Raw genomic sequence first — 12,066 nt, forward strand, 5'->3', positions numbered from 1 at the left:
AATGACCAAAGTAATTACAATATTAGGTGCGCGGCCACAATTTATTAAAGCCGCTGTGGTTTCCCATGCCTTTGCTGCACATGGCATTCAAGAATCTATTCTGCACACCGGGCAACACTTCGATGCAAATATGTCCGATGTGTTTTTTGAAGAGCTGGGGATTCCGAAACCAGACTTTCATTTGGGCATCGGTGGGGGGAGTCATGGCCAAAACACGGGCAGGATGGTTGAAGCGATAGAGAAGGTACTTTTAGAGCAACGTCCGGATTGGGTTTTGGTCTATGGCGACACGGACTCTACGCTGGCTGGTGCATTGGCTGCTGTGAAGTTGCATATACCTGTGGCTCATGTGGAAGCCGGGTTGCGCTCATTTAATCGCAGAATGCCAGAGGAAATTAACCGTGTTCTAACAGATCATGCCGTTTCTTTGTTATTTGCTCCAACTCAAAGAGCGGTAGCGCACTTGGCCAATGAGGGTATTGTCGGAGCATCTGTGATAAATGTTGGCGATGTTATGTTCGATGTAGCTCTTCATTACGGAGAGAGAGCAAAGAATTTGAGTAGTGTGCTTGAACGTCTTGATTTAGAGCCCAAAGCTTATACATTGGCAACCATCCATCGTGCTGAAAACACAGATGACCCTGCACGCCTTGACGCCATTCTTTCAGGCTTTGCGGCTTTTGGAAAGACGATTGTGTTGCCATTACACCCTCGAACACGGGCCCGCTTGTCTGGCTTTGGTCTGCAATTTCCATCAAATGTGCGCCTGATTGATCCGGTAGGCTATCTCGATATGGTGAGTCTTGAGCAAAATGCGAATCTGATCGCAACCGATTCTGGTGGCGTACAGAAAGAGGCTTTTTTTCATCGGATTCCTTGTGTAACGCTGCGTGACGAAACGGAGTGGACTGAGTTGGTTGAAGCTCGATGGAATCATCTTGTTTCTCCCGATACTGCTGAACATGTTGCTTCTGCAATGCTGGCTTCACTGGGTAGTAAAGGCTCTGAGATACAACCTTATGGCACAGGCGATGCATCATCGTTGATTGTCAGGAGCCTGATTGAGAGTCCCTTATTGTGAAACATGTTTGGATTCTAAATCATTATGCTCAGGAGCCGAGTGGAGCAGGAGGTACTCGACATTTTAGCCTCGCTCGTCATCTTATGTCATATGGCTGGAAAGCTTCCGTCGTAGCCGCAAGCGTTGAGTTGAATACTGGTCGACAACGGCTCTTAGATGGTGAGCAGAAACGGCTGGAAGATTGTTCAGGTGTACGCTTTTGCTGGATACGTACACCTCAGTACAAAGGTAATGGTATTGGCAGAATCATCAACATGTTGACTTTTGCTTTCCGCTCACTGCTGTCCAAATATACGCGGGAGCTAGAAAAGCCAGATGCAATTATTGGCTCCAGCGTACACCCATTTACAGCCGTTGCTGGCGCGATTCTATCCCGGCGATTTAAAGTGCCATTTGTTTTTGAAGTACGTGATCTTTGGCCTCAGACGTTGGTTGATCTTGGTCGTTTATCTGATAAAAGTATCATTACCCGTTTTTTACGTCTTTTAGAAAAGTGGCTTTACCAACGGGCAGACCGAATTATTGTGTTATTGCCTAATGCTGGTGATTATATTACTCCGTTCGGCATTACGCAGGATAAGATTGTTTGGATTCCAAATGGTGTGGAGCTTGAGGGGAATCCTGAGCCAGAAAAACCTGTTGAATCGGCTCTGTTTACGCTGATGTATTTTGGAGCTCATGGTCAGGCAAATGGTCTTTCTAATGTATTGAAAGCGATGGCTGAGCTACAAAAAAAATCTTATACGAAACACATCCGGCTTCGGCTTATTGGTGATGGCCCCATAAAGCCTGCATTGTTGCAACAGGCTAAAGAGCTTGGATTGAATAATGTTGAATTTGAGAGTCCTGTGCCGAAAAAGCAGATTCCAGCTTTAGCGTCAGAGGCTGACGCATTTGTTTTCAATCTGATTGATACTCCTGTGTTTAAATTTGGAATTAGTTCAAACAAGCTATTTGATTATCTTGCGGGGGCTCGGCCCATTATTTTCTCGTGTTTATCATCAAATAATCCCATTGAAGATGCTCAAGCTGGGATTACAGTTCCACCAGATAATCCTGAACTCCTTGCTGAAGCAATTGTAACACTTGCGGAAATGTCTTCGGATGACAGAGCTACTATGGGGCATGCTGGGAGAGTTTATGTTGAACAGCATTATAGCTTTGATGTCCTCGCTGCAAGATTGGCTGCCATGCTTGATGACGTGATAATAAAACACTGACTGGAAGTGGCTTAATAGAGTCTGTCTTTTAGGTAGGAAAATGCTAAAGCGTTTGATTGATATTGTTGGTGCGCTGTTTGCACTATTGTTGTTTAGCCCTTTAATGCTATTCACGGCCTGGAAGGTAGCAAAAACCATGGGTAAACCTGTTCTTTTTCGACAGGTGCGCCCTGGGTTAATTGGCAAACCTTTTCAAATGGTGAAATTCCGTTCTATGAGAGATGCCAACGGGCCAGATGGAAAGCCACTAGCTGATGCGGAACGTATTACCCCTTTTGGTAGTTTTATGCGCCGGGCAAGCCTTGATGAATTACCAGAGTTTTGGAATGTGCTGAAAGGTGAGATGAGCCTGGTTGGGCCTCGCCCATTACTGATGCAGTACCTGCCGCTTTACTCTAAAGAACAGTATCGCCGTCATCAAATGAAGCCAGGTATTACCGGTTGGGCACAAATAAATGGGCGTAATGCAATCTCCTGGGATGAGAAATTTAAGCTCGATGTTTGGTATGTAGATAACCAATCAATCTGGTTAGATATCAAGATTCTACTTTTAACTTTTAAAAAAGTTGTGCTACGAGAAGGTATCTCTCATGGTGAGGAAGCAACTATGCCTGTTTTTGAAGGATCAAAAGAGCAGACATATAGTAATCATGAAATTCTTGATTCAAAAAATAATACCAAATGAATAAAAAATTACTCATTTTAGGAGCCGGCGGTCATGCCCGAGTTGTCGCCGATTGTGCTTTAGCTATGGGTATTTGGTCATCTATCGCTTTTTTAGATGATCGGTATCCTGAGCTATCTCTAATTAATGACTGGCCAGCAATAGGTCGTATTGCTGATCTGGAGTCGTTTATTTCTGAATATTCAGAAATGGCTTTAGGGGTTGGCGTCAGCTATGAAAGTTTACGATTAGAGTTGATTATTCGTGGTCAGCAAGTCGGCGCGAAATTTCCTGCCATTATTCACCCATCAGCAACTATTTCTCCTTTTTCAAAGATAGGTGAAGGTTCGGTGGTTTTTGCAGGTGTGGTCATTAATGTGAATGCCTCTATTGGTTCTGGATGTATTATCAATACAGCTTCATCCATAGATCATGATTGCCTGGTAGGGGATGGTAGCCATATATCACCAGGTGCTTTGCTAGCCGGTGGTGTCACCATAGGTGAAAAGGCTTGGGTTGGCATGGGGGCAAAAGTTCTGCAGTGTATTTCTGTGGGGCCTGAATCTGTTATTGGTGCTGGAGCTGTTGTCCTTTCTGATGTTCCAGCAAATAGTAAAGCTGTTGGTGTACCTGCCAAACTTATCTCATAAACCTGTTTTTTATACTCACTTTAATTTACAAGCTTAGATTAGCCATGCTTAATACCCCATTTTCTCCCTGGCCTTTTTTTACCAAAGAAGAAGCCGATGCTGTTAGCCGTGTAATACTGTCGAATAGAGTCAATTATTGGACCGGCAACGAAAGTCGTGAGTTTGAATGCGAATTCGCTGAATATTGTGAAACGTCCCACGCCATCGCTCTAGCCAACGGCACATTGGCACTCGACCTTGCTTTGAATGCTTTAAACGTTGGCCCAGGTGACGAGGTGGTAGTTACCCCCCGCACCTTCCTCGCTTCAGCCAGCAGTATTGTTAACGCCGGTGCTACACCTGTGTTTGCTGATGTGGATCGTGACTCACAGAATATTACTGCAGAAACCATTCGTGCAGTATTAACGGAGCGTACCAAAGCCATTATCTGCGTGCATCTAGCCGGGTTGCCTTGTGATATGGACCCGATTATGGATTTAGCCGCCAAGAAAAATCTTTATGTAATTGAAGATTGCGCTCAGGCTCATGGCTCAAAATACAAAGGCAAGCCCGTAGGCAGTATTGGCCATATCGGTGCATGGTCGTTTTGTCAGGATAAGATTATGACCACTGGTGGCGAAGGTGGCATGGTCACCACCAATGACGAAGTACTTTGGAAAAAGATGTGGTCCTTTAAAGATCATGGTAAGTGTTACGACGCTGTTTATAACACAGACCATCCACGAGGCTTCCGCTGGCTCCATAATTCCTTTGGTACTAACTGGCGTATCACAGAAATGCAATCAGTGATTGGCAGAATCCAGTTAAAACGTATGCCTGAGTGGAAACGACAGCGGCAAAGTAATGCGGCTGCAATTACTGAAGTTTGCAAAACGATTCCTGCTTTGCGTGTTCCGGAATTTCCTGCTTATATGGAGCATGCCTGCTACAAACATTATGTCTTTGTACGTCCTGAAATGCTTAAGGATGATTGGGATCGAGATCGTATAGTTGATGAAATCAATGCAGTAGGAGTTCCTTGCTATCAGGGCTCCTGCTCCGAGATTTATCTGGAGAAGGCATTTGATAATACTGATTTTCGTCCGAAAGAGAGGCTTGTCGTTGCACAGGAATTGGGCGACACCAGCTTGATGTTTTTGGTGCATCCAACGCTGACAGCTGATGAGATTTCTAAAACGGTTCAGGGTATTCAGAAAATAATGAAAGAAGCTTCTCTTTAATAGAAGAGACATTTAATTTTTACCAGCCTTCGTTCAAATGCTCTAAATGTGCCGCAAAAGGTTGCCCTGTACAGAAATGCAGGTCAATAACCGGAAGGGGGCCGGCGAGTGGGGCACAGGTCTATTCTCTTTGTCGGCAATTATTTCAGAATTACCGACCTACGGGGGGAGGTTTCTGGGCCTTGGGTGGTGTATGGGGAGGTTGGAGTTTTGCCACTCATTTATTGCTCTGTGTAGTGTTGGAAATATAGGAAATTCCCTTTTATAGCGGTGACAAATTATCAACGGACAGCCTTTCTATGAGAGATAAATTACTCTCCCTGCCAAGATACCAGAAACACATGATTACCCTTGCAGTGGATACGCTTTCCATCTGGCTGGCGTTGGTTCTTGCGTTTTCAGTACGACTCGGCTGGGAGAATTTTTACGATCGGTATCAGCCATTATTCATCACATTGTTATTGTTAGCACCAGTGGTTTCGCTACCCGTCTATATCCGCTTTGGGCTCTATTCTGCTGTTTTGCGTTATATGAGCCACCAGGTGCTTTTGACCATACTCAAGGCGACAGTTATTGCTGTATTGGCGCTTATCTCGGTATTTTACCTTTTCGGTATAGATAGTATGCCCAGGGGGGTGACGATTTTATATTGTTGCTTCTCAGGCCTGTTTCTTAGCTTGACTCGCTATGGTGCAAGGCAGTGGTTGAGAGGGTACAAACTGATGGATGTGCTTAAAATTATTTTCTCTATACAGCCGGTGACCTCTCATAAAAAGGTTAATAAAGCCTACGGAATTCCTGTCCTTATTTATGGAGCGGGTGCGGCAGGTGTCCAGTTGGCTGAAGCCCTTAATAAGTCGAGAGAGTATCATCCTGTCGGATTTATGGATGATAACGTTAAGCTGAAAGGTCGCGTCATCATGGGGAAGCGGGTTTATCATGTCGCTTCCAATATAGATCAGGTTATTCGTGACACTGAGGCAGAAGAAATTTTGCTGGCTATTCCTTCACTGAGCCGAACCCAACGGGCAGAAATCCTCCGTGACCTTGAATCGTCAGGATTGCCCATAAAAACCATGCCGGGTTTAAGTGATCTAGCCAGTGGACGCCTGATGATACAGGAAATTCAGGCCGTTGATATCGCCGATGTATTAGGCCGCGAAGAAGTTAAACCCATTCCGGAATTGATTGATAAACACATTGCCAATAAGGTGGTGATGGTGACCGGTGCCGGTGGTTCTATAGGCTCCGAAATGGTTCGGCAGGCTTTATTGCGCAAGCCAAAGATGATTATTCTGTTTGAGCATAGTGAGTTTAACCTTTACACCATCGATCAGGAGATGCAACGCTCTGTCCGGCTAAATAATCTGGATGTGCGTATCATCCCATTGCTCGGTTCTATAAACGACCCTGGCCGAATGCTGGATGTAATGCAGCGTTATAGTGTAGAAACACTTTATCATGCGGCGGCCTATAAACATGTACCCATGGTGCAGCACAATGTTTCTCAAGGATTGCGGAATAATGTACTGGGCACTTTGTATACCGCTCAGGCGGCTATTGTTGCCGGTGTGAAAAACTTCGTTCTAATTTCGACTGACAAAGCCGTTCGTCCGACCAATGTGATGGGCGCTTCTAAGCGATTGGCGGAGATGGTGTTGCAATCGTTGAGCAAAGAGCAATCGTTAAGGCTTTATCACCCGGAATTTTATAAATTTCAGCCTGATCAGCTTATTCAGAATCAAACCATTTTCACCATGGTGCGTTTCGGTAACGTTCTGGGCTCCAGTGGTTCTGTGATTCCGGTATTCCGAGAACAGATTCGCGCTGGCGGGCCGGTTACAGTCACCCATCCGGATATTAACCGTTACTTTATGAGCATTCCTGAAGCTGCCCAGCTGGTGATACAGGCGGGAGCGATGGGGGACGGCGGCGATGTATTTGTTCTTGAAATGGGTAAACCGGTTAAAATCATTGATCTTGCGAAACGGATGATCGTTCTTTCTGGCCTCTCAGTGAAGAGCGATGAAAACCTTGATGGTGATATTGAAATTACATTCAGCGGTTTACGTCCTGGTGAAAAGCTTTATGAGGAATTATTGATTGGTGATTCGGTAACAGGCACGGAGCATCCGAAAATTTCCCGAGCCTATGAAGAGTTTCTTTCCTGGGAAGAACTAAAAGGGGTTTTGGATGAGATGAACGAAACGCTTCATGGGCACCATTATATAGTCACCAGGGAGTTGCTTCTTCAGTATGTAAATGGTTACCAGCCCAGTTCAGCTGTGGTCGATTGGTTGTACAAACAGCCAGAGACAGAGGAAGAGCTTTAATCGTTCATTTCTGTATTGATATACTGCGGAACAGATGTCTTTCGGAATGGCTTTACCTTTATTGAAGCAAGCGAGTTTGCTCCATGGAGTATGATTTATATGCCTGATGAAATCAGGGAGAGTTTACCCAAGAGCGTTCAAGAGAAGTGGGTGCTTCAACTCTGTCATGGCTATGGCATGCCTTTTCATGATGTTGCCCGTCAATATGCCGCTTTATTTGCAGGAACGGAATATAAGGTTTGTACAGTATTTTTGACCGGGAAGAAGAATGAACAGGTTGCAAAATTTGTTGGTTCTGATGACGTTGTGTTTCTGGAAAATACATCAAAAGATATTCGTGGCCTGAAGTTAAAACAAATTCGTCAGGTACGTGAACTGTGTTCCAAACGACATTACGAATTTTGCATAGCTCACCGGTTTAAGTCGGTTTATATTGCCACCCATGTTGCCAATCTGTTTGTTATGGGTGTGCAGCATGCTTTTGGTGGTTATCAGCGTTGGGGGCGAAAGTTCTATATCCAAAGGCAGAAAAAGAACCTTGCCTTGATGGGAGTCTCCAATGCGGTAAGGGATGATATTCGCTCTTGTTTGCCGAAATTTCCGCAAGAAAATATTGTTACGCTCTATAACAGGATTGATATTCAACAGCAGAAGTCAGGTTTGTTAGATCGGGAAGAGGCAAGGCGTGAACTAAATCTTCCAGATGATGCCTTTGTCTTTGCCAATGTAGGTCGGTTACATCCCGATAAAGATCAATCAACGCTGCTTAAAGCGTTTGCTGATGTCAGTAAAAAGTACCCGAAAGCATTGTTGGTGATTGTTGGAAAAGGACGGCTCGAAGAGTCGCTGAAGGCAGAAGCCAAAGCGTTAGGTATAGAGGAACAAACCCGTTTTACGGGTGTGGTGCCAGAGGCGAGTAAATACTTTCAGGCATTTGATGGCTATATTCTCACATCGGATCATGAACCTTTTGGAATGGTTTTACTGGAAGCGATGTTGGCAGGCCTGCCAATTGCTGCCTGCAATACAGGTGGCGCCTCTGAAGTGGTTTGCAATACAGGCATAACCTTTGAACTGGGTGATTTTGCGGAGCTCGCCAGGGCAATGGAAAAAATATTGAATATCACGGATGAGGAAAGACGAGTCGCGGCTCAGGCTATGGAGCAAAGGCTGATCAGCCATTTTTCAGATGAAGCCGTTCGCGAAGCCTTTTGGCAGCTTCCTTTTGTTCAGCCGTTTTCTGGTTAAGGTTTGACCTTTTTTTTCTGTGGAGCTTAAACATTGAAGTTATTGTTACTGGTTCAGGATGAGCAGCGCATTATTCTTGATCGTTTTTATGAAGAGATTGCCAGTCAGTTTGATGATGCAACGATTATGCGCCTGTCATCCGAAGAGCAGGCGGATCTGAAAGGCTACTTTGAACAGTATATAAAATGTGATGAGTATGACCGTATAGTTCTGTTTCTGCGTTTCAAAAAAGAGATTCGTCAGGTGGCTTTTCTCAGAGCGATCCCAAATCTTGTTTTTTTGGAGCACGATGCTTACCAGAATTACAGCAAGAGCAAATATAAGGGCGTATTTTCACGGCATTACAAAAAAATCCCATGGGTTCGCGTTTTGTCATCTGGTTTTACCGTTTCCCGAAAATTACAGGCTGAAGGCATTGATGCTTTATTTGTTCCCAAATGTTATGACGATGCAGTAATTAAAAACTATCATCAGGCCAGAGATATTGAGTTGGGTTTTATCGGGAGCATAAAAAATAAAACCTACACCCAAAGGAAAGAGTTTCTGGAAAAGCTTTCAACCGAAGAGCCTTTGCTGATCACACGCACAAATTCTGGTGATGACTATGTTGCAACTCTTAATCGAGTAAAGTTTTTTGTCAGTGCGGATATTGGTATGGGCGAATATATGATCAAAAACTTTGAGGCAATGGCGGCCGGTTGTGTTGTGTTGGCCTGGGATCAAGGGGAAGAGGAGAACAATGCCCTTGGTTTTAAGGATATGGAAAACATTGTACTTTATCGATCCCTTGATGAGTTGAGGAACAAGCTGCATAACCTTCGGGAAGATGACGAAAAAGTACAGAAAATAGCTGCCAATGGTCAGCAACTTGCCGAGCAGAGATATACCTACACAAGTACTGCGAGCCAATTGGCTAAAGCTTTAATTCCTCCTTTGAGAGTGCCTTGCAAAAAAAGAGTGTTATTCTTCCATCGGTACTCATACAGTTGACAACCCTTCCATTCCAAACGATAACCCTAACTGTCTGTTTGATCTCTTAAGCCTTGTAGTTTTGGACACCCCTTGTGTTACACATTTCCCCCGTAAAGTTTCCAGAGGACGTCAGCTTTTTCACAAAGCTGATGACATTGGGTTTGTTGCTTACTCTCGTGAGCAGTTTCGTGCCGATTTCCAGCAAATTCGGGAATAATATATTTTATATTCTCGTACTGCTACCATTCCTGATCAGTTTGGCCACAAGCGAAAGGGCTAATTATCGTCTCGGCGTTTTAACACCCTGGTTTTTAGGCTTTATCGCTGTGATGAGCCTGTTTGCATTCCAGCATGAACCACTTAAGGCCATCAAGTACGCTATTTACCTCATGTGTTTCTGGTCAGTGATCAGTTCTCTTGTCGCAAGAAAAATCATTTATACCGACAAACTTGCCCTCTGGATGATGGGGTTAAGTATTACTTTCAGCTTGGTCCTGCTGTTTGTGCACTTTGTGATCAACGCTCAACCATTATCTGTTCGCCCTAATTTTTGGGAATACTTTCGTTTTGGCAATCCTATCCATGTCTGCATGTTATTGGTGTTCTTTACAGTTACGGGGATTATGGCACTTCCTGATCGCTTAAAACCTGTTTTAGGAAGCATTGTTATTTTGACGATCCTCGTTATACAAAGCTTATTTCAAACAAGAAGTGGTATTGCCGGATTGCTGGGAGCGGGTGCATTTTTGATTCTGGTAGTCGTATCGAATAAATGCAATATTGGCAAAGCTGGTATTATGGCTGCAGTGGTTGTAGTGATAGGTGGCGTGCTGATTAATCAGATGAATTTTTTTGATGTACTGATGGCAAGAGGTGAAAGTTATCGGCTAGAGCTTTACAGAATCTCCTGGTCTGAGTATCAGGCGTGTAACTGGCTGACAGGTTGCGGATATGGCTACGATTTTAAATCCACCTTGGCTGGAGGACACCCGGTTGCACATCCCCATAGTATTTATTCGTCGTTGCTTATTTACCTTGGGCCGCTGAGCCTTATTGCCTTATTGGCTTTGCAGTTGAGAGCCTTCTTTGCTAACTGGAAGATGATGTCTCCCTGGTTTTATGGTGTGGCTGCATCGTCTGCTTTTTTCTTTCTGGATGGAAAAAATATTCTGGATAATCTGAATATCACATGGATTTGCCTGGTTCTTCCCCTTGCCATTATTGATGGTCAGACCAGAATCAGTAAGGAGTCGAAAAAATAATGGGAAGTTTTTTTAGTAAAGACAGCGATGTTACCTTGGTGATCACCAGCTGTGGCAGATTTGAGCATTTGAAGCAGACGCTGGAATCGTTTATCTTGCATAATACGTATCCAGTGAGAGAGATCATTATTACCGAAGATTCTGGTGATAAATCTGTTTGGGATTTTCTACCTGAAAGTATTCGTGACCGGGTTCAGCTCATTATCAATAAACCCAAGCTAGGGCAAATCAAGTCCATAGATCTGGCCTACTCAAAGGTTGAAACAGACTATATCTTTCACTGTGAGGATGACTGGTCATTTTATCGACCGGGTTTTATCGAAGACTCAATGAAAGTGATGGCCACCGATGAGAAGATCATTCAGGTATGGCTGCGAAGCTTTCATCATGATATTGCCATTCATAGCCCATACCATTTCCTTAAGGAACGCAAGCAGGCCGACGATGTGTATTTTTACCCATTGGGCTCTGAAAAAGAGGACTGGCAAGGCTTTTCGTTTAACCCGGGGCTTAAGCGGGTTTCTGATTATACATCCATCAAGAGCTATTCCTCTTTTCCCAGCGAGAAAGAGCTGTCTCGACACTATGCTCAGTTGGGATACTATGCAGCCATTTTGGAGAATGATGCAGTTCTGCATACCGGCTTTGGCGAGCATGTGGAGGATGTTCGAGAGAAAGTTAAAAAGCGTAAGCGTAAGCAGAAAGAGTTGGCGATCAAGCTTCTGTGTTTGCTGGTTGGACTTTCAGCAGGCGTTTTACTGGGTGGATAAACTATGAGGTTTTGGAGGCGCTGGCTTCTACGGAAGGAGCTGAAGAAGAATGGAATCAAAATATCAGGGAAAATTCTCGACAAAAAACACGCCTTCACTCTTGAAGAGGGTTCAGCGCTGGGGCATGTAAACCTGGTAGGAAATCACAGTCATGATTTCACAATAGGAGCCCATTCGTATTGGAGAAGTGGGAGCTGTATCGGCAGTGTTTCTATTGGTCGGTTCTGCTCTATTTCTACGGAAGTGATCATTGGGCTTGAGAAAAATGGCCACCCACTACATTGGTTGAGTACATCTCCATTCCAGTACTCCCGGAACTCGATAACCAGACAGAGCACCAAAGGTATGCTTGATTATCAGCCGGTAATGGATACGACTTCGGTTGGACATGATGTCTGGGTTGGTAATCGAGCCATCATTTACAACGGCTGCTCCCTTGGAGTGGGTTCTGTTATTGCTGCAGGCTCCATCGTCACGAAGGATATTCCTCCTTACGCAATTGCTGCGGGTGTTCCTGCAAAAATTATTGGCTACAGATTTACTGAAGAAATGATAAGTCAGTTGTTAGCCAGGGAAAAATCATGAAACCCCGCACAACCACAGGCCTCAAGGTCTGTAGATAACATCGCATACATGTCAAAATACA

The 12,066-nt window shown here is 44.4% G+C and carries 10 protein-coding genes and 1 pseudogene; all 11 read left to right on the plus strand.

The window, feature by feature from the left end:
* Position 1 precedes the first annotated feature (1 nt).
* Positions 2 to 1,081 carry a UDP-N-acetylglucosamine 2-epimerase (non-hydrolyzing) gene (gene wecB, locus Q1B11_RS18615; protein ID WP_299735213.1) on the plus strand — a complete coding sequence of 360 codons (1,080 nt, stop codon included), beginning with the start codon at positions 2 to 4 and terminating at the stop codon, positions 1,079 to 1,081.
* Positions 1,078 to 2,301, plus strand: a complete 1,224-nt coding sequence (locus Q1B11_RS18620; protein ID WP_299735214.1) for a glycosyltransferase family 4 protein — start codon at positions 1,078 to 1,080, stop codon at positions 2,299 to 2,301. The genes wecB and Q1B11_RS18620 overlap by 4 nt, the downstream gene beginning before the upstream one ends.
* Before the next feature lie 40 nt (positions 2,302 to 2,341).
* Positions 2,342 to 2,986, plus strand: coding sequence for a sugar transferase (locus Q1B11_RS18625; RefSeq protein WP_299735216.1), 645 nt, complete (start codon positions 2,342 to 2,344; stop codon positions 2,984 to 2,986).
* A complete protein-coding gene (locus tag Q1B11_RS18630; protein ID WP_299735219.1) occupies positions 2,983 to 3,615 on the plus strand; it encodes an acetyltransferase in 633 nt (210 codons plus the stop codon). The genes Q1B11_RS18625 and Q1B11_RS18630 overlap by 4 nt, the downstream gene beginning before the upstream one ends.
* Positions 3,616 to 3,659: 44 nt before the next feature.
* Positions 3,660 to 4,835 (plus strand): DegT/DnrJ/EryC1/StrS aminotransferase family protein, encoded by a 1,176-nt coding sequence (locus Q1B11_RS18635; protein ID WP_299735221.1) that lies wholly within the window; start codon positions 3,660 to 3,662, stop codon positions 4,833 to 4,835.
* A gap of 299 nt (positions 4,836 to 5,134) precedes the next feature.
* Positions 5,135 to 7,168, plus strand: coding sequence for a nucleoside-diphosphate sugar epimerase/dehydratase (locus Q1B11_RS18640; protein WP_299735223.1), 2,034 nt, complete (start codon positions 5,135 to 5,137; stop codon positions 7,166 to 7,168).
* A 99-nt stretch (positions 7,169 to 7,267) separates the two neighbouring features.
* Positions 7,268 to 8,416: a glycosyltransferase gene (locus Q1B11_RS18645; protein WP_299735225.1), complete on the plus strand. Its 1,149-nt coding sequence runs from the start codon at positions 7,268 to 7,270 to the stop codon at positions 8,414 to 8,416.
* A 33-nt stretch (positions 8,417 to 8,449) separates the two neighbouring features.
* On the plus strand, positions 8,450 to 9,406 hold the full coding sequence (locus Q1B11_RS18650; protein WP_299735228.1) for a glycosyltransferase: 957 nt from the start codon (positions 8,450 to 8,452) through the stop codon (positions 9,404 to 9,406).
* A 311-nt stretch (positions 9,407 to 9,717) separates the two neighbouring features.
* Entirely contained in the window at positions 9,718 to 10,650 is a 933-nt protein-coding gene (locus tag Q1B11_RS18655) for a hypothetical protein (RefSeq protein WP_299735229.1), read from the plus strand.
* Complete coding sequence (locus tag Q1B11_RS18660) at positions 10,650 to 11,420, plus strand: glycosyltransferase family A protein (protein ID WP_299735231.1); 771 nt, start codon at positions 10,650 to 10,652, stop codon at positions 11,418 to 11,420. The genes Q1B11_RS18655 and Q1B11_RS18660 overlap by 1 nt, the downstream gene beginning before the upstream one ends.
* 3 nt (positions 11,421 to 11,423) lie before the next feature.
* A pseudogene (locus Q1B11_RS20480) lies at positions 11,424 to 11,990 on the plus strand (CatB-related O-acetyltransferase); the annotation flags it as partial.
* Positions 11,991 to 12,066 lie beyond the last annotated feature (76 nt).

The organism is uncultured Endozoicomonas sp. (assembly GCF_947495845.1).
In the GTDB taxonomy this organism is placed as follows: domain Bacteria; phylum Pseudomonadota; class Gammaproteobacteria; order Pseudomonadales; family Endozoicomonadaceae; genus Endozoicomonas.